The sequence below is a fragment of the Streptomyces sp. NPDC002701 genome (assembly GCF_042889045.1).
Classification (GTDB): Bacteria; Actinomycetota; Actinomycetes; order Streptomycetales; family Streptomycetaceae; genus Streptomyces.
The window spans coordinates 16,241-35,703 of record NZ_JBIAQL010000028.1 but is presented as its reverse complement, the minus strand read 5'-3'; the positions used below and the strand labels follow the sequence as shown (position 1 = coordinate 35,703).

Genomic DNA, 19,463 nt, shown 5'->3' with positions numbered 1-19,463 from the left:
CGTCCCTCTCGCTACGCGTCCGCTATTCGTTCAGCGGAACGATTGAATGAAGTGCGTGAACGATAACCAGTCGACGGTGGAACGCCAACCATCGGAACGCGGAAATTTACGTCGGAAACCGAGCCGTTACGTGGCCGGAGACAGCCGGAGGAAACCGGACCCCGGCGGGGACAGGTGATCGTGGAGCGGCGGATGCAGATGATCACGAGATGGAGGGAGAGCGCCTGCCCCCGTAATCGCCACTCCCTGACCCGAGCCCTCTGAGCATGGACCAGTCGGCTCTCGACGAAGCCCGCACCGCCTGGCCGTCCACCAGGGTCCGCGGCTCGGCAGAAGTACTGACAGCGAGCGCCCGCACGTACGCGGCCCGCGCAGACCGTGACACCGCAGCCCACCAATCCGCACGCGCCGTGACCATCGCTACCCAGACCGGATCGGCACGGAATCTGCGTGCAGCTCTGAACACCACGCACGCATGAGAAGGCGTGACCACCGAGGGCCGCCAGAAGATCTTGGGGCTGTGGGCCGGTGACGGCGGCGAGGGCGCCGAGCACTGAGCTTCCGCCAACCTGAAGAGGCAGGTCAAAGGGCTGGCGTGACTGACCTTCGGGGGCGCTCAAGCTGGTCGCGGGCGGCAGTCCGCGGTGCAGATCGTCCGTCAAGCGGTGGACTTCGAGGTTCGTCAGGACGAACAGGGCGCGCAGGAGACGCGTTGCGCGAGCGGGGTCGGTGCGGGACTTGGTGAGGATCCGCCAGTACTTGAGATGGGCACAGCCGTGCTCGACCGGCGCGCGCCCGACGGCAAGGGCCCGGTTGGCGTTCTTCTGTGCGGGGGTGAGGTTGTGGGTGCGGCTGGCATGGAAACCGGTGACGATCACGGGGCCGCGTACGTCGTTATCCAAGCCGCGGAAGCCGGAGCCCGCCAGTGCTCCAAGGCCGACGGCGCGTAGGCGGGCCAGGATGTGGTCGTGGCGGGCGGCGGTGTTGTCGTGGGTGCGACCGGGCCGGGCGGCGGATATCCAGATCAGGCGGCCGCGTTCGTCGGTCAGGGCGAGAAAGCGCAGACCGTCATGGTGGTGTTTGCCGGGGTAGTTGCGCCGGTTGGCCTGCCCGGTACGGTGCTGGGTGGGGATGAGGGTGCCGTCGATCAGGACGACCTCCCCTCCCTGCTTGGTGATCTTCTTCAGGGCGCGGTCCAGGCGCGGGGCCTGGGCGGCGAGCGGGGTGATCGGTTCGTCGCGCCAGCGGCGGACGGAGGACTCGGAGATGTCGTTGCCGCCAGCCATGTCGGCAGGCGTTGGTCGTGACGCAGCACGGCCAAGACGATCACCGCGATCTTCCCGGGCGACAGGATCCGCCACCTGGACCGTAGTGCCTTCAACTGGCGACGCAGCAGACCGGCGAGGTGGTTGACGGTCCGCATGGACAGTGACAGACGGCACCGGTAGACAAACGGGTAGGTGTCCTCGGCGTGTTCATTGGTTTTCGTCACACGATTCCAACGGCCGCCCGAGACGCCGTGGTTACGCCCGCATCACAGGCGGGTGGTGAACCTGCCGTCGGGCAGTTTCCGCAGCCAGCCGCGGTCGACCAGCCTGGCCAGCCTCCCGCGCAACGGCTCCAGCTTGCCCCGCACGCTGATGTCCACGCCCAGCATCTCGCCGACCTGACGGGCCATGACCGGTCCGGCGGCCTGCCGCACAGCGGCGCGCATGCGCTGGTAGTCCGGCGGAAACATGGCCCTCTCCACGTCTGGCGCGCGGTCCGGGATCAGCATCACGGCCCGCCTGCCCGCGCCGGCACGGCCGAGGCACGCTCGTCGGCGAACTGCTCGCTCACGCGCTCAGGGACCCGTTCGGCGACCGCGAGTTCGTCGCGCTCGGCCCGTACGTCCGCCAGCTCCTTGGCCAGCTGTTCCTCGAGTTCGTCCAGTTCCGCGCACCGCGCGGTGATCCATTTCAGTAGCTCGGGGTCCATACACCGGATCGTACTGTGCGCCTCTTGGCGGCTGTTTCTGGTCCTTTGTCATGAGGAGAGGATCTCCAGCGCCGTCAGTACGTCACCGTGATCCGCCGCGCGGAGCCGTTCACGCTGACCGTTCCGCCGTAAGGGATGACCAGTTGGGGATCGGTATGCCCGAAGTCGACGTCGAACACCGCCATGGTGTGCGGGGCGTACGTCGCCAGCGTGCGCAGCACCGCTTCGCGCTGCTCAGCGGTATAGCGTAGTTTCTCTTCCGCTCTGTTCGGCTGCTGGAAGGACCACGCTTTGGCGCGGCCCATCAACAGGGCCGGGAAGCGCGCCAACAGGCCCCGTTCTCCCATGTTGCGCAAGATCCGGAAGACCTCCTCCCCGCTCGGCATCTCCTCCGACGTCTCCAAGAACAGCACGCCGCCCTCGTAGACGGCTGGGTCGCGTGCGATCTCGCGGTCGGCCATCAGCAGCCATGACAGGATTTCCAGATTGCCGCCCCAGGCACGGCCTTCGACGAGCTGGTCGGGCTGGTGCCAGATCCAGCCGTCGGCGGGCTGCGAGTCCGGCTCTCTGTCGAAGGTGGCCGGGTCGGCCCAGTCGCGGTCGGTGTCGCGGTAGCGCGTGGCGGGGCGGAGTTCGTACGGGCCCGAGGTGAACAAGGCCGCGCGTACCGAGTCAGCGGTCATGGGGTGGAGTGCGTAGGGGCGGCCGAGCTCGGTCATCAGGCAGGCGCCGTGGTAGGCAACGATGCCCAGGTTGTGCAGGAAGACCAGCAGGTTAGTGTTGTCGCTCGTCCCGAAGAAGGGCTTGGGGTCAGCACGGATCAGCTCGCGGTCCAGCAAAGGAAGCACGGTGATCTGGTCGTCGCCACCGATGCTGGCCATCACCGCCCTGACCGAGGGGTCGGTGAACGCGGCGTGGATGTCGTCGGCGCGTTCCTTGGGCGTGGATCCCACTTTGCGAGTGGACGGGTACTCCACTGGTTCGAGGCCGAAATCCTCACGCAGCCGCTTGAGCCCCAGCTTGTACGGAAGGGGGAAGAGCTCGGGCAATCCGGACGAAGGGGAGATGATCGCTATGCGGTCACCTGGCACAGGCTTTGGAGGATATGCAGGTGAGGTCATGACCGTCAGGCTAGAGGTCTGATCGACTGCTGATCATCTTCATTCCAGACGGGAATTCTCCGTTCATCGACTTCGAACAGGGGCCGAAGTCACCCCCCGACGCGGCCGCCCGTGCCGCCGTGAGTGAGGTGGTCGGCGACTGAGAACCAACTGCTGAAGAAGGCATGCCAGGCGTTCTCCGCCGGCGCTCTCCGCATCGCCCATATTTCGCTCGCGACGTCCGCCCGGGCACATCTACGGTTGTAGCGTGTCCGCTACAACAACGCTGCCGCTGGCGATGGCCGAGGAACTCCTGCGTCCCATCCTTCCTGCCGCGTCCGTCGGGGAGATCGTTCCGCGTACTGGCGGGGAGCTGAGCACGATCTTCGAGATCCGCTTCGTCGGGGCGGCCGAGCCGGTCGTAGTCAAGATCTATGACGATCAATGGCGCTGGAAACAGGAGAAGGAGATCTACGTCTACCAACTGCTTCAGCAACACGGTGCCGGGCCTGTGCCTGCCATGCTGCACCATGGAGACGCCGACAACGCGCTTGGGCGCTGCTACACGGTGATGACGATGCTCAGAGGCCAGCCGTTGTCCGCCGTCAGCCACGCCCTCGACAGAGCATCGCTGCGGGAGATCTACCGTCAGATCGGGGGCTGCATGGCTGCAGTCCACCACATCCCTCAAGGTGCCTACGGATACCTCACCACTCGGGTTCTGGATCCCCAACCGACAAACACCGCCTACATGACACGGCAGTTCCACGAAAAGCTCAGGGAGTACGCCGATCACGGGGGCGATGCGACGCTCGCGACGGCCATCGAAGCGAAGGCCGCTCGGCAGGCTGGGCTGCTCGGCGCGTGCCGGCATGCGGTGCTGTGCCACAACGACTTCCACGAGGGCAACGTCCTGGTCGCCGAGGACGGCGGCGGATGGCAGGTCAGCGGCTTCATCGACGTGGAGAACGCGATCGCCGCAGATCCGCTCATGGACGTGGCCAAGATCGACTACTACTCCGTTCACGACGACCAGGACAAGCGCGAAGCCCTCTGCGACGGCTACGGCACCCTGCCCGCTGACTGGAGCGAGCGGGTCGGCCTCTACCGCCTCTACCACGCTCTGGAGCTGTGGGACTGGTTCGCCTCCATCGGCAACGCGGCGCCGCTGGAGGGCATCACCGACGACATCCGGCGGATGACGGCATGATCTCAGGTACTGAATACAGGTTCTGGACCACCGGCACCTCGCCGAGGAAGCGGCACCTTGCCGACGGCCGCCCCACCGGGACACCAGCGGATTCAACAAATCGTCGCAACACCGGGAGTGTTGGGTCCGTTCCTCCGAGTGCGTCTGCCCTCAAGTGATCCAACAGGACCCGCACTTCCCGCAGGTCGTCACCGTCCGTGATGAAGGACAACAGGGCTTCCAGGACGCTGCGGACGAGGTCACCGGTCACCCGGACATCCTCTCCGGCACTCAGAGCCCAGGCGGACATCATGCTCAGCGCCGTCGTGGTCATGTGCGAGATCAAGCCCTGCCGTAGCTGGTTCAGCGCCTCCTGCTGCTCGTCACCCTCCAGGTCTGCCATGCCGGTGACGTCCAGCATGATGCCCTGCAGCCGGCTTCCGCCGTACTGGGCGACCAGCACCGCCAGCGGCTGTTCGCCGCGCCCGCCGCGCACCACAGCGGCCACCGCGTGCTCGCCACCGGCCCATGCCGCTTCCAGTGCGGCGACCACCCGCAGTGACCTGATCAGCAGTCAACTCCGGTGCCCTGGGCAGCACCGTAGCCACCCCCGTAACCTGCGCCCCGCCCGCGTCACCGGCACAGGCGGCGCGAACTCCAGCGGTGACGGCGGCCCTGCAAGCGCCGCCCAGCTGTACCACCCCAACGGGGGTGGTGGTGGACAGCGCAGGCGACCTCTACATTTCCGAGTACAACGGCCACCGGGACTGGAAGGTCTCGGCGGACGGCAAGATCAGCACGGTCGCCGCTACGGGCGCCGAGGACTTCGGCAGTGACGACGGCCCGGCCACTTCGGCTCAGCTGAAGCACCCGTACGGGCTCGCCGTGGACTGCGTCGGCGCCCTCTACATCGCCGACCACAACAACCACCGTCTGCGCAAGGTCTCGGCGGCGCCGATGGCCGGGCTGCCCGAGTCGGGCACGGTGGTCTCCTGGGCCAACGCCCGCAGCACACTGCGGATGGCGGTAGCGCGTGAGTCCACCAAGGACGGGGCGGAGGTCCACCAGATGCTCGCCGTCCCCAGAAACGACCAGCACTCACTGGCGGCTGATCCCGCTGGGCACACTGACCGACACCCCACGGGTCTATGAGATCGCGAACCACAACAGCGGCCTGCTCCTGCAAGTCGACACCAACGCCCGCACAGTGATCAAGCAGCACGGAGCAAAGAACAGCCACCGCGACCGGCAATGGCAACTGCTCCCCGTGTGAGCGACACACGGGTCGGGTAAAGGGTGTGATCGCCCCAGGTGAGGATCCGGACGGCAACGTTCAGCTCATGTGCCGCCCGCAGCAAGGACTGCGGGGACCTGGGGCTACACGGCTTCACCGTTTCAAATCTCGAAGGTGCTCTTGTTGAACTCGATAGTGGTCTTGATGATGCTGATGATCTCGGGTTCGTCCTTGCTCTTGGCACTGAACGCATCGGCGTGCTTCGGCAGCCTGTTACCTGGCGTGTCCGCGTGAGCGGCCCCACCAGCGGACAGTGATGCGGCAGTCAGCACGAGTGTGGCAATGACTCGCTTCGGGTTACTCATACGCCGCTAACGATCTTTCCGCTGGCCGGTTACCTCGGCAACCCCCTTCGCCCTTGAGGGGTGGCGAAAGCAGTCCGGAAGTTCCCACAGCGGGCGAGCTGGTCGTGCAGAGCGAGGACCTAGGGGCCTTGATCACCGCCCAGCAGGCGGGGTGGGAGAAGCTGATGCCTGCGCAGCAGTACCTGCTGGAGGCGCTCGGCATCGAACCGCCCGCGGAGGACGAGACGCCCGCGCCTGTACGGCGGTCGACCTCGCGCCCGCAAGTTCCCCGCGCGTGAAGGGCACCCGTGCCCAGCCCGCAAGCACATGGAGTTCGCGGAGACCGGAGCTGTTGATCGCGGAGAAATGCACAAACACGTCGGGCGCTCCGTCGTCTTGCGCGCGAGTCGGCGGAGGCTCCTCATGTTGTCCGCGTATTGCTCCACGTGGCTGCCTGTGTTGCCCCGTTCGAGTGCTCCGGTCCCGGTAGACGTGTAGGTGCACAGCGTTGGTGATTGTCTTGCGACGGTTCGACAAGTTCCCGTCTGCCTTGTTCCTGGAAAGCTCTGGATGATGTGTCACGCTGGTTCGCAGCTCGTCGTCGGCGCCTGCGACGCGCCGGTGACCGCGCTTCCGGGTGCGGTCCGACTGCCGGTAACCGATGCCTGAGCATGGGCCGGCGGGTCCGGCATACTCCGTCGCAGACGAGTACAGGCAACGGCCTTTCCTCAACGCCGTGGCCACCGAGTGCACCCGGTGGCTCAAGGCTCACCGGCTGGCGGACTCCCGTGCCTGCGGGGAGGTGGGCAGGCTGTCTGCCTCCTACGCGTACCGCTGCTGGACGACGGCCGGGGCCGACGAACTGCTCGTGTTGACCAAGTGGTGCTCCCTGTCACTGCTCGTCGACGATGCTCTGGACGGTCCCGGTGGACGGGCGGATCAGCATCTCGGGGCGTACGCGGATCATCTGCTGTCGCTCGGCCGGTCGGCCTGCCCGGCCGCGGCTGCACAACCAGCGTGCCGGCCCACGGGGTTCGTCGCTGCGTTCGACGATCTGCTGGCGCGGCTGGGCCCGCGGATAGGGCCGGACTGGGTCCGGCGATTTCTGCGGCACTGCCTGCTGAGTCTTGAGGCGTTCGGCTGGGAGGCGGTCAACCGAGCCGATGCCTGCTGGCCCTCGCTCGCCTCCTATCAGGCGAACCGGCCGCACAGCAGCGCAAGCCTGGTCAACCTCGATCTGGTGGAGTACGCGACGCGCACACCGCTGACACCGGATCAGGCAGAGCACGAGGATGTGGTGGCGCTGCGGCGCCTGGCAGCCGACTGCACCGCCTGGCACAACGACCTCGTCTCCTGGCCCAAGGAGCGTGCCCAGGGCGACCCCCACAACCTCGTGCTGCTGCTGGCCCACCACGAGCTCATGCCGCTGCCCCGGGCCGAAGGGGAGGTGCGCCTGCGTATCTCCGCCCGTTTGGCGGAACTCCACTGTGCAGCCGACCGCCTGGTCCGGACTGTTCCCGGCGCGGAGACCTACGGCGAGGCTGTGCGCGCCTGGGCACACGGCCTGATGACGTGGCACAACGTCGCGACGGATCGTTTTGAGAGTTCCCATGCCCCTGCCTGACCTCGCCACCGTCCCCTACGCATCCGCGGCCAGTCTGCACAGCGACCTGGCCGCGGTCGACGCCGCGATCCTGGACGCAGTCGACCAGCTCCCGCCCCGTATCCGCGCTGTGGCGCGATATCACCTGGGATTTGCCCCCGGCCCCCGGGCCCCCTGGCACCGCGGCAAAGCACTACGGCCTCGCCTGGCTCTGGCTGCCGGCCGGTGCGGACCCACCCCGGAGCGGGCGGTCGCAGCGGCCGTGTCCGTCGAACTGCTGCACGGATTCTCCCTGCTGCACGACGACATCATGGACGGCGACCGCACCCGGCGTGGCCGCGCTGCGGCCTGGGTCGTCTACGGCGTTCCGGCGGCGTTGCTGGCCGGCGACGCGCTGTTGACGCTCGCGCTCGGTGTGCTGGCCGACAGCGGCAGCGCGGCGAGCATGGGCATGTGCGTGCGGATGATGAGCGCGCTCGTCCGCGGCCAGGGCAACGACCTTGCCTTCGAAGACGATCAGCAGGTCACGGTGGATGCATACCTGGAGATGGCAGAAGGCAAGACCGGAGCCCTGACCGGCGCTGCCTGCGAGCTGGCAGCCACCCTCGCCGGTGCTCCGCCGGTCGTGGCCGAGGCGCTGGAGCGGTTCGGCCGCCATGCGGGAGTAGCCTTCCAGATCGCCGATGACATCCTCGGCATCTGGGGGGACAGCCGCCGCACCGGCAAGCCCGTCGGCAGTGACCTCGCCGCCCGCAAGAAGACCCTTCCGGTCGTGGCGGCGCTCCACACCGCCGCTGCCGAAGCCGGACAGCTGCGCGCGCTCCTCGACACCGGCCTCCCGTTGACCGAGGCGCAGACACGGCAGGCGACCGTGCTCATCGGGCGGCTCGGAGGGCGCACCACCGCCGAGGCCATCGCACAACAGCACCTCGACCTCGCACTCGAGGCACTGCACTGCTGCGATCTTCCCGCGGTCGCGCGGGAGGAACTCCGTTCCATGGCACACCACATGGCCGCCCGGTCCCGTTAGCTGGGGCACCGGGTCCGGCGGGATGCACTGTGCCTCCACCTGACCGCACGCCGGTTCGTCTCCTGCCCGCTCCGGCCCCCGCCTACGAAACCCCTGCGTGCCATCAACGCAGTTCCCTGCCCGAGAGCGAAGAATGATGAATGCCCTGCCTCCGCCCGCCACGGCGGGCAGTTTGGTCCCCGCACCCGCTTCCCGCATCGGTGAAGACACGCACCGCGTCCATCCAGGGCATGGCAGAGCCAGGTTGCCCTCCCTGACCGGGCTGCGTTTCCTTGCCGCCCTGGCCGTCTTCTGCTGCCACGCAGGACTCCTATGGCAGCACGCGGGCGGGTGGCCCGGACTCCGCGTGCTCAATCCGGGTGGCCCGCTGGGGGTCACGCTCTTCTTCATTCTCAGCGGATTCGTGCTCACCTACTCATCCCGCCGGGAAGACAGCGCCGGCAAGTTCTGGCGCCGACGGACCGCGAAAATCCTGCCCGGCCATACGATCGCGTGGATCGTTGCCGTGTCCGTCGTCGGCCTGGGAGTGGCCCGCCCGCTCCAGGAAGCGGGGGTGACAGCGTGGCAGGACCTGCTCAATCTCATGCTCGTCCATACGTTCGTGCCCTCGCCCAGCAGGCTCGCCGCCGGCAACGGTGTCGCCTGGTCACTTTCCTGCGAAGCCTTCTTCTACCTGCTCTTCCCGGCACTGCTGCCGCTGATCAACACGATCAGCCGACGAAGGCTCCCGCTTGCCGCCCTGGCAACCGCGCTCGCCGCCTGGATCCCCGCGACCATTGCCTGGATGTGCGGAGCACGCGGGCACGCCATGGACGTGGGGCTCCACGAAATCCTGCGCCCGCCCATCTCCTACGCCTACGTTTTCCCGCCCAGCAGACTCCCTGACTTCGTGCTGGGCATGATCCTCGCCCGGCTCCACGACCACTACCCGCCCAAACAGCCACGCGTCGCGGCCGCCGTTCTCGCACTGGCGGCCGCGATCGGCCTCTGCCTTCTCCTGCCCGCTCCGTACTCCGTCTCGGCGCTGCCGCTGGTCCCGCTCGCGCTCATCATTCGTTTCGTGGCCGCCCGGGACGCGCAGGGGCTGAGCAGCCCGCTGCGCAGGCCCGCCCTCATCCGGCTCGGGAAGTGGTCGTACGCCTTCTATCTGGTGCACTTCACGATCCTGGCGGTCTTGTTTCACGTATGGAGCGAGGGCTGGTACGTGGTGCCGATCGGCTTGGCTCTGGTCGCGACCTTGCTCGTATCGGCCGCCGTCTACCGCTTCGTCGAGTACCCCTGCTGCCGAACCACAGGAGCTGCCCAGGGGCAGTAGAACCGGCCGAAGCCCGCGAGGCCGCGAAGCCGGGCCAGCACAGACCGGCCCTCGGGAAGGCACTCAGATCAGACGGCGCGGCCCATCACGGACAGCAGCGCCGCCCGCAGGGTCTGCGGCAGCGCCGTTGCAGGGCGGTGCACCCCCACCCGGTGAACGCGCCGCGGAAGCCGGGCGGCGGGAGCGGGAGACCGAGCGCGGCAGCTGCACTCCCCCGTCACCCATGGCCCGTACGAGAGCGACCCCCAAGACCTCGCCGAACAGTGGGGAGCCCGCCATGGCGAATGGCACCGCGTGGCCGCCCTGATGAACAAGGAGGGCTGGGAGCTCTACCGTCTCGAGCAGGACGTGCAGGGCAGTACCTGGGCGCGAGCGCGAGGACCGCAGGACCGATGCCCTGGCCCGCCAGGCCGCGTGGCAACAGGAACAGCAGGATGTGCGCCATGGGCTGACGGCGCGGGTGTGTGGCAGCCCTGTTATCGGCTGACCCTCGCCCACGAAGACTGGCGGCGCCCTCCCGGTCCCGGCGGGCGAGCTGGTCGTCCAGGCTGAGGACCTCGGCGCCTGGATCACCGCGCAGCGGGTGGGGTGGGATCGGCTGGTGCCTGCGCAGCAGTACCTGCTGGAGGCGCTCGGCAATCGAGGCGCCCGCGGAGGGCGAGGCGTTCGCGCCGGTACGGCGCTCCCAGGATGAGCGATGGAACATCAACCTCGCCGTCGCCCGCCAGTTCCACGCCCGCGACGGACACCTCAGCGTTCCCCGCAAGCACGTCGAAATGATCACCATGGACGGCGGCGGGGAGGGCATGCAGGAGGCCGTGAAACTCGGGGCTTTCATCGACAACAGCCGACGCAGGGCCGCCACGCTCAGCCCGGAACGGCGGGCAGCGCTCGATGGCCTCGGCATGCGCTGGTAGGCGTTGGTACAGCGGACAGCAGTGTTCCCGGCAGCCTGTCGGACTGCCGGGAACACTGGGGGTGCGGCTATTCCTTGGGCTTGACGGCGTCCTTGACCTTCTCCTTGGCCCCGCGCAGGTCGCCCTTCGACTCTTCGGTCCGCCCCTCGGCCTTCAGGGACTCGTTGCCGGCCGCGCCGCCAACGACCTTCTTGACCTTGCCCTTGACCTGCTCACCCTTGGCCTGAGTCTTCTCGTCCGCAGCCACAACCCTCACACCCTGTCTCAGTCGAAATAGGTTCCTTCACCACCTGACCGTGAATGTCGCCGCCAAACCAGTGGATCGTTCACCCGGAGCTACACGGCCGCGAAAACACAGCGACAATCTTGACGCTCTCTTTATCCGCGGAGTGCTCAGGTGCTCCCCGCACGAAAGGCGCCGTGGCCGTATCGACTGGTCGATGGTGAGCGTGGACTCCTCGCCGGTACGGAAGTCGAAGGGCGAGTAGCTGACCACGGGAGCTGTAGGACATGCGGGCGCTGACTCACTCCGCCCAGGAGGCCGGCACCCTCACGCTGTGGGACCTGTGCCACGCGGCCGGAGCCCTGTCCCTCGGCGTGGACCTGGCCGTCGGCTGCGGCTACAAGTTCCTCTCCGGCGGCCCCGGCGCCCCCGCCTTCCTGTACGTGGCACACCGGCACCACACGGACCTGAGAACGCCGTTGCCCGGCTGGACCGGCCACGCCGACCCCTTCGCCCTGGCCCGGGAGTACACCCCGCCCCCGAGCATCGCCCGCGCCCGCATCGGCACCCCGCCCGTCTTCGTGCATGTTTCGCTCTCTGTCCGGGTCCACCACCGGGTGGTTCTGGAATGCTGGGCCTATGTCTGAGGGAGCACCAGAGTCAGGTACTGCGATCCATCACGAGGTCCGTCGACGCCGGTATACAGCCACTGCGATCACGGGAATTGCGCTGCTGGCCACAGTCGTACATCTGGCGTGGCCGCACATTGAGTTGGATGCGGCCACAGTGACCTTACTGGCGATCGGGGCGATTCCGTGGCTGGGCGGGATCTTCGACAGCATCAGCCTGCCCGGGGGCGCAAGCGTGCAGTTTCGGCAGCTATCCGCCCGAGTGGAGGAGGCCGAAGCGACCGCCGCCCGCCTGGAACGAGCGGTGGAGGGAGCCGCGGACACCTCTCAGGTCGCCCTGACCGCAGCGCAGGAACACACTTCGGGAGAGCTGAGGACCGATCCGGGAGAGGCCGTGCAGCGCCTGGCGGCCCACTACCTGAACCTGCGTCAGTCCCTCCCCGCAGGGTCGGAGCGAACTCATCTGATGCAGCAGGTATTCAACCAACTGGTCCGGGAAACGACGCGCATCTCCGATCCCCCACTGACCTCATGGCTGGAATCAGACAACGGCGGACTGCGGCTGGCGGCCTACACGCGGCTTTTCCTCGATCCCGATCCCCGCTACCTGGACGCTCTGCTCGATGCTGTCCTCAAGGACGACTTCGCCTACAACGTCAGCCGCGGGATCCGTTCGCTGGAGAACATCGTCGGCGTCATGGGGCCGGAGCAGATCTCCGTCGGAACGGTTCACCGACTCCGCACATACTTGAGTGACCTACCGGAGGGGAACCGTAAGAGGCATCTTCGGCGCCTCCTGGACCGATTTCCGGCGCAAGCCTGATCCGCCGACCGACACCGTGCAGATAGGGATGACAACCGGACGGTAGGCCAACTGGTAGCAGTGAGTCACTGATGACCGCTCCGCCCATGATCCGCCGGACAGGCCCTAGTACTCCAGCAGCGGTTCGTGTTCTGAGGTGCGTTTTCGGTAATGGCAGCGGCGGGCGACGGCCTGACGGCGTCTTCTCCAGGTCGACCAATTCAGTGCGTGGGCGACGGGGTCGCGGTTGGCTCGGGGGTGGGGCAGGAGAGTGTCCAGGAGCCGCCGGATCTCTGCCACGGTGAGCGGGACGAGGGCTGATCCGTTTCTGCAGCCCCCTTTGCGGCCTCGCCGCCGGCCCGGGTCGTGCTGCGAGTGCGGTCAGAACGGCATGGGCGAGCATCGCCAGGGTGATGTGCCGATACCAGCCGAGATAGCGGCGGACCTCGTACTCGTCCAGGCCGCATTCGTTCTTCGCGGCCTGGAAGCACTCCTCGATCGCCCAGCGGGAGCCGGCCACCTGGGCCAGTTCAGCGATCTCAACACTCACCGGGGCGTAGGCCAGGTAGTAGGCCACCTCTTCAGGGTCGGACAGGCTGCGGCGGGCCATCACCCAGCGGTGATGGGTCAGCGGGTCGGGGTCGAAGATGATGTTGGCGGGCAGCTTGGCCCCGGCCCAGTCGTAGATCCGCGGACCCTTTGCCCCGTCACCGCAGGACAGTCGCTGCCAGGCATCACCAGGTGCTTCGTCGATGAGCTGGTCGATGCGCCAGATGTGGCCCAGCAGACCGCGAACGTAGTCCCGCATCCGCCACCGCAGATCAGCCCGAGCGAACCGGCCCGCCACCCGGGCGAACACCGACTCCAACTCCTCAGCCCAGCAACCGACTTCAGTCATCCCCTCCATACCAGGACAACGACAACCACCAGCTCAAGACACGAACCGCTGCTGGAGTACTAGGCACAGATGGGCCTTCGCAGCCCTGCGCACACAAGCCCCACGCGCCCATGCTGACCGACGGCGTGCCCGCGGTGAACGCCATACCGTAGCTCTGAGAAACCTGCTTAACAAACTACTCGGCTGCCTCAATCACTGCCTATGACACCACACGCTGTTAGACCCCGATCGTGACGTCGCAGCCCCATCCATCGATCTTGCTGCTCGACGTCCACTTGACCGCTTAGCGACATGAGGTGTCTTGCTGGATGCAGCGACGCTGCGGTCGGGGGTGGGCACCAGGGTGCCGTCAACGACGGAGACGGGGTTCTCGCGCGGCCGACGCGCAGGCGAGGTGGCCAGCAGCGGTACGAGATGGTCCAAAATGCGGTCGGCCGCGGACGTCAGGACCCGGAACAACGGCGCCACCTGCCGCAACGTGATGTTCATGCGCCCATGCGTCGCCACCAGCAACACCCGGTCCTCAAGCGACAGCTGCCACATTCAACGCCGATCCACCAGTCGACGAACTGACCGGTCGAACCGTGCGCTGAGATGCCGCCTGCTACGTCAGGGAGAGCCACATGTCGACGCTCTCGATCCCCCCTTCGCGAAAGATTCCGGCCGGCTTGAATCCCGCCTTTTCGTAAGCGCGGATCGCCTGGGCGTTGGAGGTTCGGGTGCCGCCGAAGAGGATGACGTGCCGGCATCCGCGCTGACGCAGGATACCGAGCGTTCCCTTGAGCATCTCGGTTCCGAGACCGTTACCCTGCAAATGATCGGCGACAACGGGAGCGATGCGGCAGTCCGCGCCTTCCTCGATGGTCCACCCGAGCTTCCGGTAACGCTCCCTCTCGCCCTCCGGAATTGCGAACTGGGCCAGCAGATACGCCACCACGCGATCGTCACGGGCATCCGCCAGCACGAAACGCAGGGCGGCCGGGTCGTCGAGAGCAGCGCAGATCCGCTCCGCTTCGGCCCGGTCGAGCGGATGCGGGCTGTAGCGCTCCCTGGTCTCCGCCGAGAGCGCTTCGAGGAAATCCCCGAAACTGGAGGCATCTCCGCTCTTCAGAGCCCGCAGGGTGGCGACAGCACCCTTGATACCGGTGACCGGCCTCGCGAGGAACGGGTACGTGATGGATTCATCCATCACGGACAGCGTAACCAACCTGTTCAGGAGAGGGGGAGGCTGTCGCGCAGTACCCCGGCGTCCTGGCCAGCCAGCGAAAATGGGCCCTTTATTCGACTGTCTGATCACGCATAGGAACGAGCTGTTCGAGTTCGATTCGCTACATCTAAAGTCCGGCAGCGACCGCATGATAGTGATGGACCGCGCCGACGCAGGGCCGGATCACACCATGGCGACGCTGGTCGAGAAGCTTGATCCCCGCCGCGCCGCGCAACTTGCCACCGCGCATGAGCGGAGATTCTTCCCGTACCGCGTCGCGGACGGTGCAGGTGCGGCAGGGCCCTTTCCTTCTGCGAAGGCGTAGACGAGGAACTCGGCCGACTACCTGACCGACGCGGCTCCGTTGCCCGCGTTCCCCCCCGGCACCGAACCCCCTTGCCACCAACGGCCAGCGACCGGGCCTTGGGCCAAGCCCCGGTTCGCAGCGTGTAGGCGTCAGGCCCGGGGGGCGCGCTCGTTGCAGGTCCTCGAACATCCGTACCTCGTTGCGCATGCGGGGAGCCCATTTGGTGAAAATCTGCTGGACCTGCGGGGTGCTCAGGTGCATGGCCAGCGCCTTTTGCGACGTCCACTGCTCCAGCACCGTGACGGTTCCGGTGTCGGGGTCGTCGATACAGAAACTCAGGAGGACGTTGCCGGGGTTCGCCGCGGCGATCGGATAGGTGGCTTTGGCCTCGGCGATGAATTCCGTGACGTCACGTGGGTCGACGTGGACTCGGCCGGCGATGATGATCATCGGTGTTCCTTTCGGCAGTGGATGAAACGGTCTGAGCCGTTGGCGTTCACGGCACCGTTCAGAACCATCCGATCGTCCAGTCGGCTACGACCCCGGGCGAGGCAACAGCGGACGGACGAACTCCCACTCCGTATCGGTCAGTTAATGACGACGAACCATCCCATCATGATGCAGAACTCAGACCCATTTGACGACACCACCTAGCAGCTACGGACGACTGCCGCAGCCGGTGTAGCCGTCCTCGCCGTGGAGGTGACCGGCCGTCCAGGCGTTGACGGCCACGTTGACGATGCCCGCGTACAAGTCGCCGCCGGACTGGGTCAGCAAGTCCGTTACCCCGGCGAGAACCAGGGCGAGCTCGGGATTGTCGACCGGCGGCACCGGGGCCTGCCCGGCGCCCTTGTCGCTATTGCTCTCCTTGTAGGAGGACAGACCCTGCGCGAGATCGTCGGCCGTGACGCCGGCGTCGAAGTACCGCCAGGCGGAGCGCACCTGAATGCCGAGCCGCTCGGCGATGGTGGTGATCTGCCGTTCGATTGTGTCCTGTGCGGTCGTCGACACAAGGGCCACCCCCGGCGGGCCAGTTCGGTTGTAGCGTTGTCCGCAAACGATCAGGGGGATTCAGTGATGAGGTCCTTGCACTTCAGTTGGGAACTGAGCGGCCCCGGCTGGGCGACGTTCAGGATCTGGGATGGCTCGACAAAGCACCGGGACAGCGTCAGCTACTGCACAAACGCGCTCGCCGACTTATTGAAAGGCGTGGCGGGCCTCTACGGTTCCCATGGCATCCAGCGGTTCTCATTCGACCTCGAACCGGCAGAGACACGGTGGATTCTTCGTCGCCAAAACAGCGACGTGCACGTTATGATCCGTCGCTTCCCGGACATGTCGACGAGCTTCGACGCACCCGACGGGAAGGGCACCCTCGTGTGGGCCTCCACACGTCCTCGTACCTCCCTGGCACATGCAGTCCTGATGGCTGCCCAGAAGGTGCGGCAAACCCACGGCGAGGGCGGCTACCTCCAGAAGTGGCAGCTGCACGCTTTCCCCACCACCGAACTGGAAACCCTTCGGCACCTGCACCTGGCAGCGGATGACTGCGCTCTCCAGCACTGAACCAACGGCGCCTCACAGCGCAAACAAAACCGGAGTCTGATCGGCGACTCCGGCACCGGCAAGTCCCACCTGCTGATCGCCCTGGGCACGGAGGCCGCGATGCACGGCTTCCGTGTCCGCTACGTGCTGGCCACCAAGCTCGTCAACGAACTGGCCGAGGCCGCCGACGAGAAGCAGCTGTCCAAGACGATCGCTCGCTGACGAAAGGGGTGCGGACACCGCCACGGTGGTGGCTGGTTGAAAACGGTGCCGGGCCCCGCCGGCGGCGCGGAGCGGCCCAGCGGAGCGCCGCCCGGGAATCACACTCCCGGGCGGCGCGCCCCGACCCTGCGCGGGTCGAAGCCATGGTCAGCAGACCGGGAGCGGGTCGGTCTCGCTGGAGATGTCGATGTCCCTCATCCAGCCCCAGGCGCCGTTGTCCGCCTGTGTCCACTCCCAGCGGTAGGGATGGGGCCCGCCGACGTAACCGCCGTCGTCGGAACGGCAGATGAACCAGGACGGGTTGCTGTACATGGTGCCGACCAGTCTGGCCTGGCCGTTGTCGTTGATGTACACGCCCGCGCCGGAGATGTTGTTGCACCACCAGTTGCCGGAGGAGTACCAGCACGGCGCCGCTTGGACGCCCGGCGCGTCCTGGGCGGTGGATACATCGGCCTTCTGCACGAGGCCCATTTCACGGGACACGGCCGGGCCCTCGGACGGCGGCGGCACCGGAACAGCCGCAGCGGGAGTCGTCGACGGTGACGTGGTGGCTGTGGCAGTCGTCGCGCCGCCCGTGAGCAACGCGCCGGCAAGCACTGTCGCGGTGAAGCAGATACGGACTGTGCGTTTCATGAGCGTGCCTTCCTATCTCGGCTCTGCCTCGACGTTCCGTTGAAACCAGCCGCAACGTGGCTGCTGTGGCCGGAACGTTCACGACAGGTGTAGCGGCCCAGGCGTTGTTCGCGTTCGGGGTGCTGATGCCGAACAAACAACTGCCCGAAAAAGGCGACATCCCCGAACCGTCGTACAACCACGGTCAAAAGGCCGCAGCAGCCACCGGTATAGGGTGCCCTCAGCTCAAGGCGGCGCGCTTCGTCAGTCGCCAGTAGAGGTTCGATTGCGTCGCCGCTCCGTGAAGGCTCCCTCGGTCGGCCCGCCGTTCCGCCTTCGTTTGCGGGAGCGGTTATGCGCGGGCCTGCGCCCACCGGCCACGACCGGGTCGGGCCTGATGTGCGGCCTGTACCTGGTCCGCGGCGAACCGGCCCTCGCCGCCGCGGCCCGGGGCCCGGTCCACGGCCAGCAGCCCCCACCGCGACAGCTGGCGACGCGCCGTACCGGCCGCCGAAGGGCCGCTGCAGCCGAGGCACTGTGCAACCTGGGACAGCGGCCACCGCTCGAAGGTGCAGCGCGCATAGGCGTCCACGTCTTCGACGTGCCACAGGGACAGACGACCACCCAGGGCGTGGTGCCGGGGCTCGGGCAGATGCACCAACTTCCTCAGCAGACTCCAGCTGGCCGGGCTCATCGCCAGCCCTGGGTGTCGGCCAGGTACGGGCGCACCGTGTCCAGGGTCAGGCAGGGGTCGTGCCAGGAGGCATCCGCGGACGGCACGCGTGCCGTCAGGGTGTTGAGGCTGTCCTGGGATCCGACGATCGGGTAGACGTCGTGGGCAAGGACGTGGGTCCGGCACTCCAGCCGCTCCTCGGGCGGGGTGCCGAAGTCGGCGCGCAACGGGGCGGGGCGGATCACGGTGGTGACGGGCTGGCCGGCGAGGGCGTCGGCTGCGGGGCCGGTGCCGTGATGGCGGCGGAAGTTGGGGCTGTCGCCGCGGGTGAGGCCGGTGGCGCACAGGATGCCGGTCGGCCGGTGACCGGCAGAGGCGTGGATGGCTTCGGCCTGTCCAGAGTCCGTCAGTCCCTGCCCGACCTGCGTCCCGAGAGGCCCACCGCTTGAGCAGCCCGATGATCGAGGGGAAACGAGCCGGCTCCGCCCGCCGCCGTGAACGCGTCCTCCAGGCCCTGGATGCGGCCCTGCGCAGCGGTCAGGACATCACCGCGTCCGGGCTCGCCCGCACTGCCCGTGTCGACCGCATCTTCCTTTATCGCCACGCGACCTGCTCGAACGCGCCCACGCCGCAGCAACCACCCCTGCCGAGGCAAGCAGAACAGCGACCGTGAGCGGGGTCTCGCTCCAGACAGACCCCGCCAACGCCCTGGAACGCAACACCCGGCTGACGGCACGCGTCCGGCAGCCGGAGAAACGCCTGTCCGAGGAGCTGCGCACAACGGTCTGGACCGAATCCCGTCTCCGTGCCCCGGCCGACCTCGACCAGCTCCAGCGCCGCATCACCGAACTGGAACGACAACTCGTTGACTTGTAAGGACAGTTGGACGAACGAACCGAGGAACTGGACGCGGAACGCGCCGCAAACCGTGAACTGACCCGGGCGCTGAACCACACGCCGGAGGGAACGGGCCCGCCTACAGCCCGAAGGCCCCGCCCTCGATCGGGATGAGCAGACCGATCGCGATCAGCACCAGCGGCGGCAGCAGCATGTAGCTCCAGCGGCTGAGAGCGTTGGCAACGACCGGACGGGTGGCGAAGAACGGACAGACCACAGCATACGGGCTCATCAGACAATCACTCGCGCATACGGCCTGACGCGGGCGAGTCGAGCATCGCTTTGAGGATGCGTTGCAGCTCAACGCGGTCCTGGGGGGTGACCCTCGCCAACCTGCGGTCGTACTCCGCCGCGAGGGCTGCAAGTGCTCGATCGCGTGCTTTCGTGCCCTCGTCGGTCAGTACGAGCCGGTGACGCCGCAGGTCCGCCTCGTCGATCTCGCGGCGGATGAAGCCCTTGGTGACAAGGTTGCGGACGTAGACCGTCACGCTGGCCTTGGGCAGCAGTAGCGCGGTCGCGATCCCGGCCGGGTACGGCGATGCCTCCACCTCGGCCAGGACGAAGAACTCCTTCGTCTCCAACCCGAGCTCGGCCAGCTCCTCCGTGCAGGCATCCATCACGACTGCCAGCAGCCGCTGATTCAGCGTCCACAGCTGCGCCCCGTCGACCGACATGAGGCCCCTCCATCCATGTAGTACAGTTTCGTATTAGTTGTCGATCGTACAAGATGCGGTCTTGT

Annotated in this window: 26 protein-coding genes and 4 pseudogenes; 13 read left to right on the top strand and 17 right to left on the bottom strand. The window is 67.1% G+C overall.

Annotation, left to right across the window (positions count from 1 at the left end):
• Positions 1-11 precede the first annotated feature (11 nt).
• The 4 genes from ACFYXC_RS37270 to ACFYXC_RS37255 form a co-directional block, all read right to left on the bottom strand.
• On the bottom strand, positions 12-1,286 hold the full coding sequence (locus tag ACFYXC_RS37270; RefSeq protein ID WP_389557059.1) for a transposase family protein: 1,275 nt from the start codon (positions 1,284-1,286) through the stop codon (positions 12-14).
• A 248-nt stretch (positions 1,287-1,534) separates the two neighbouring features.
• Positions 1,535-1,738 carry a hypothetical protein gene (locus ACFYXC_RS37265; protein WP_389557058.1) on the bottom strand — a complete coding sequence of 68 codons (204 nt, stop codon included), beginning with the start codon at positions 1,736-1,738 and terminating at the stop codon, positions 1,535-1,537.
• A gap of 38 nt (positions 1,739-1,776) precedes the next feature.
• Positions 1,777-1,977, bottom strand: a complete 201-nt coding sequence (locus ACFYXC_RS37260) for a hypothetical protein (protein ID WP_389557056.1) — start codon at positions 1,975-1,977, stop codon at positions 1,777-1,779.
• 74 nt (positions 1,978-2,051) lie between these two features.
• Positions 2,052-3,098 (bottom strand): S66 peptidase family protein, encoded by a 1,047-nt coding sequence (locus tag ACFYXC_RS37255; RefSeq protein ID WP_389557055.1) that lies wholly within the window; start codon positions 3,096-3,098, stop codon positions 2,052-2,054.
• 247 nt (positions 3,099-3,345) lie between these two features.
• On the opposite strand from ACFYXC_RS37255, the gene ACFYXC_RS37250 reads away from it, so the two are divergent.
• On the top strand, positions 3,346-4,287 hold the full coding sequence (locus ACFYXC_RS37250) for a phosphotransferase family protein (RefSeq protein ID WP_389557053.1): 942 nt from the start codon (positions 3,346-3,348) through the stop codon (positions 4,285-4,287).
• On the opposite strand, the gene ACFYXC_RS37245 is transcribed toward ACFYXC_RS37250, so the two are convergent.
• Positions 4,256-4,819, bottom strand: coding sequence for a hypothetical protein (locus ACFYXC_RS37245; protein ID WP_389557052.1), 564 nt, complete (start codon positions 4,817-4,819; stop codon positions 4,256-4,258). The genes ACFYXC_RS37250 and ACFYXC_RS37245 overlap by 32 nt on opposite strands.
• Positions 4,820-4,983: 164 nt before the next feature.
• Here ACFYXC_RS37245 and ACFYXC_RS37240 point away from each other — a divergent pair, with 164 nt between their 5' ends.
• Complete coding sequence (locus ACFYXC_RS37240; RefSeq protein WP_389557051.1) at positions 4,984-5,418, top strand: hypothetical protein; 435 nt, start codon at positions 4,984-4,986, stop codon at positions 5,416-5,418.
• Between the two features lie 243 nt (positions 5,419-5,661).
• On the opposite strand, the gene ACFYXC_RS37235 is transcribed toward ACFYXC_RS37240, so the two are convergent.
• Complete coding sequence (locus tag ACFYXC_RS37235; RefSeq protein WP_389557049.1) at positions 5,662-5,865, bottom strand: hypothetical protein; 204 nt, start codon at positions 5,863-5,865, stop codon at positions 5,662-5,664.
• 128 nt (positions 5,866-5,993) lie between these two features.
• Here ACFYXC_RS37235 and ACFYXC_RS37230 point away from each other — a divergent pair, with 128 nt between their 5' ends.
• From ACFYXC_RS37230 to ACFYXC_RS37210, 5 genes are all read left to right on the top strand, one after another.
• Positions 5,994-6,143, top strand: coding sequence for a hypothetical protein (locus ACFYXC_RS37230; RefSeq protein ID WP_389557048.1), 150 nt, complete (start codon positions 5,994-5,996; stop codon positions 6,141-6,143).
• A gap of 437 nt (positions 6,144-6,580) precedes the next feature.
• The gene (locus ACFYXC_RS37225) at positions 6,581-7,468 is read left to right on the top strand and encodes a terpene synthase family protein (RefSeq protein ID WP_389557047.1); all 888 of its coding nucleotides are present in this window, start codon (positions 6,581-6,583) and stop codon (positions 7,466-7,468) included.
• Positions 7,455-8,477 (top strand): polyprenyl synthetase family protein, encoded by a 1,023-nt coding sequence (locus ACFYXC_RS37220; protein ID WP_389557046.1) that lies wholly within the window; start codon positions 7,455-7,457, stop codon positions 8,475-8,477. The genes ACFYXC_RS37225 and ACFYXC_RS37220 overlap by 14 nt, the downstream gene beginning before the upstream one ends.
• Positions 8,478-8,721: 244 nt before the next feature.
• Positions 8,722-9,792, top strand: coding sequence for an acyltransferase family protein (locus ACFYXC_RS37215; protein ID WP_389557044.1), 1,071 nt, complete (start codon positions 8,722-8,724; stop codon positions 9,790-9,792).
• Between the two features lie 464 nt (positions 9,793-10,256).
• Positions 10,257-10,709 (top strand): helicase associated domain-containing protein, encoded by a 453-nt coding sequence (locus ACFYXC_RS37210; protein WP_389557043.1) that lies wholly within the window; start codon positions 10,257-10,259, stop codon positions 10,707-10,709.
• Between the two features lie 67 nt (positions 10,710-10,776).
• On the opposite strand, the gene ACFYXC_RS37205 is transcribed toward ACFYXC_RS37210, so the two are convergent.
• Positions 10,777-10,956, bottom strand: a complete 180-nt coding sequence (locus ACFYXC_RS37205) for a CsbD family protein (protein WP_389557042.1) — start codon at positions 10,954-10,956, stop codon at positions 10,777-10,779.
• A gap of 260 nt (positions 10,957-11,216) precedes the next feature.
• Between ACFYXC_RS37205 and ACFYXC_RS37200 the strand changes: the two are divergent.
• Positions 11,217-11,528, top strand: a pseudogene (locus ACFYXC_RS37200) (kynureninase); the annotation flags it as partial.
• Between the two features lie 43 nt (positions 11,529-11,571).
• On the top strand, positions 11,572-12,384 hold the full coding sequence (locus tag ACFYXC_RS37195) for a hypothetical protein (RefSeq protein ID WP_389557041.1): 813 nt from the start codon (positions 11,572-11,574) through the stop codon (positions 12,382-12,384).
• Positions 12,385-12,736: 352 nt separating this feature from the next.
• Here ACFYXC_RS37195 and ACFYXC_RS37190 read toward each other — a convergent pair.
• From ACFYXC_RS37190 to ACFYXC_RS37170, 5 genes and pseudogenes are all read right to left on the bottom strand, one after another.
• Positions 12,737-12,979: pseudogene (locus ACFYXC_RS37190) on the bottom strand (IS701 family transposase); the annotation flags it as partial.
• A gap of 582 nt (positions 12,980-13,561) precedes the next feature.
• Positions 13,562-13,801: pseudogene (locus tag ACFYXC_RS37185) on the bottom strand (transposase family protein); the annotation flags it as partial.
• Between the two features lie 64 nt (positions 13,802-13,865).
• Positions 13,866-14,450 carry a GNAT family N-acetyltransferase gene (locus tag ACFYXC_RS37180; protein ID WP_389557039.1) on the bottom strand — a complete coding sequence of 195 codons (585 nt, stop codon included), beginning with the start codon at positions 14,448-14,450 and terminating at the stop codon, positions 13,866-13,868.
• A gap of 145 nt (positions 14,451-14,595) precedes the next feature.
• A complete protein-coding gene (locus tag ACFYXC_RS37175; protein ID WP_389557038.1) occupies positions 14,596-15,225 on the bottom strand; it encodes a putative quinol monooxygenase in 630 nt (209 codons plus the stop codon).
• 207 nt (positions 15,226-15,432) lie between these two features.
• The gene (locus ACFYXC_RS37170; protein WP_389557037.1) at positions 15,433-15,786 is read right to left on the bottom strand and encodes a hypothetical protein; all 354 of its coding nucleotides are present in this window, start codon (positions 15,784-15,786) and stop codon (positions 15,433-15,435) included.
• A 66-nt stretch (positions 15,787-15,852) separates the two neighbouring features.
• Between ACFYXC_RS37170 and ACFYXC_RS37165 the strand changes: the two genes are divergently transcribed.
• Both ACFYXC_RS37165 and ACFYXC_RS37160 read left to right on the top strand, forming a co-directional pair.
• On the top strand, positions 15,853-16,341 hold the full coding sequence (locus ACFYXC_RS37165) for a hypothetical protein (RefSeq protein ID WP_389557036.1): 489 nt from the start codon (positions 15,853-15,855) through the stop codon (positions 16,339-16,341).
• 30 nt (positions 16,342-16,371) lie between these two features.
• Positions 16,372-16,539: pseudogene (locus tag ACFYXC_RS37160) on the top strand (ATP-binding protein); the annotation flags it as partial.
• Positions 16,540-16,689: 150 nt separating this feature from the next.
• Here the strand turns inward: ACFYXC_RS37160 and ACFYXC_RS37155 are convergent.
• A complete protein-coding gene (locus ACFYXC_RS37155) occupies positions 16,690-17,175 on the bottom strand; it encodes a hypothetical protein (protein ID WP_389557034.1) in 486 nt (161 codons plus the stop codon).
• Between the two features lie 65 nt (positions 17,176-17,240).
• Between ACFYXC_RS37155 and ACFYXC_RS37150 the strand changes: the two genes are divergently transcribed.
• Entirely contained in the window at positions 17,241-17,432 is a 192-nt protein-coding gene (locus tag ACFYXC_RS37150) for a hypothetical protein (protein ID WP_389557033.1), read from the top strand.
• 74 nt (positions 17,433-17,506) lie between these two features.
• Here ACFYXC_RS37150 and ACFYXC_RS37145 read toward each other — a convergent pair whose 3' ends face one another.
• Entirely contained in the window at positions 17,507-17,848 is a 342-nt protein-coding gene (locus ACFYXC_RS37145; RefSeq protein WP_389557031.1) for a hypothetical protein, read from the bottom strand.
• Positions 17,845-18,072, bottom strand: coding sequence for a hypothetical protein (locus tag ACFYXC_RS37140; protein WP_389557030.1), 228 nt, complete (start codon positions 18,070-18,072; stop codon positions 17,845-17,847). Before ACFYXC_RS37140 ends, ACFYXC_RS37145 begins: the two co-directional genes overlap by 4 nt.
• 424 nt (positions 18,073-18,496) lie before the next feature.
• Between ACFYXC_RS37140 and ACFYXC_RS37135 the strand changes: the two genes are divergently transcribed.
• A complete protein-coding gene (locus tag ACFYXC_RS37135; protein ID WP_389557028.1) occupies positions 18,497-18,703 on the top strand; it encodes a hypothetical protein in 207 nt (68 codons plus the stop codon).
• A gap of 100 nt (positions 18,704-18,803) precedes the next feature.
• Here the strand turns inward: ACFYXC_RS37135 and ACFYXC_RS37130 are convergent, their stop codons facing one another.
• A complete protein-coding gene (locus tag ACFYXC_RS37130; RefSeq protein WP_389557026.1) occupies positions 18,804-18,956 on the bottom strand; it encodes a hypothetical protein in 153 nt (50 codons plus the stop codon).
• A 7-nt stretch (positions 18,957-18,963) separates the two neighbouring features.
• Complete coding sequence (locus ACFYXC_RS37125; protein WP_389557024.1) at positions 18,964-19,398, bottom strand: MarR family winged helix-turn-helix transcriptional regulator; 435 nt, start codon at positions 19,396-19,398, stop codon at positions 18,964-18,966.
• Positions 19,399-19,463 lie beyond the last annotated feature (65 nt).

Coding starts and splice junctions, on each gene's coding strand:
- ACFYXC_RS37270 (WP_389557059.1), bottom strand. CDS start 1,286: ATGGCTGGCGGCAACGACATCTCCGAGTCCTCCGTCCGCCGCTGGCGC.
- ACFYXC_RS37265 (WP_389557058.1), bottom strand. CDS start 1,738: ATGTTTCCGCCGGACTACCAGCGCATGCGCGCCGCTGTGCGGCAGGCC.
- ACFYXC_RS37260 (WP_389557056.1), bottom strand. CDS start 1,977: ATGGACCCCGAGCTACTGAAATGGATCACCGCGCGGTGCGCGGAACTG.
- ACFYXC_RS37255 (WP_389557055.1), bottom strand. CDS start 3,098: ATGACCTCACCTGCATATCCTCCAAAGCCTGTGCCAGGTGACCGCATA.
- ACFYXC_RS37235 (WP_389557049.1), bottom strand. CDS start 5,865: ATGAGTAACCCGAAGCGAGTCATTGCCACACTCGTGCTGACTGCCGCA.
- ACFYXC_RS37220 (WP_389557046.1), top strand. CDS start 7,455: ATGCCCCTGCCTGACCTCGCCACCGTCCCCTACGCATCCGCGGCCAGT.
- ACFYXC_RS37195 (WP_389557041.1), top strand. CDS start 11,572: ATGTCTGAGGGAGCACCAGAGTCAGGTACTGCGATCCATCACGAGGTC.
- ACFYXC_RS37180 (WP_389557039.1), bottom strand. CDS start 14,450: ATGGATGAATCCATCACGTACCCGTTCCTCGCGAGGCCGGTCACCGGT.
- ACFYXC_RS37175 (WP_389557038.1), bottom strand. CDS start 15,225: ATGATCATCATCGCCGGCCGAGTCCACGTCGACCCACGTGACGTCACG.
- ACFYXC_RS37165 (WP_389557036.1), top strand. CDS start 15,853: ATGAGGTCCTTGCACTTCAGTTGGGAACTGAGCGGCCCCGGCTGGGCG.
- ACFYXC_RS37155 (WP_389557034.1), bottom strand. CDS start 17,175: ATGAAACGCACAGTCCGTATCTGCTTCACCGCGACAGTGCTTGCCGGC.
- ACFYXC_RS37145 (WP_389557031.1), bottom strand. CDS start 17,848: ATGAGCCCGGCCAGCTGGAGTCTGCTGAGGAAGTTGGTGCATCTGCCC.
- ACFYXC_RS37130 (WP_389557026.1), bottom strand. CDS start 18,956: ATGAGCCCGTATGCTGTGGTCTGTCCGTTCTTCGCCACCCGTCCGGTC.
- ACFYXC_RS37125 (WP_389557024.1), bottom strand. CDS start 19,398: ATGTCGGTCGACGGGGCGCAGCTGTGGACGCTGAATCAGCGGCTGCTG.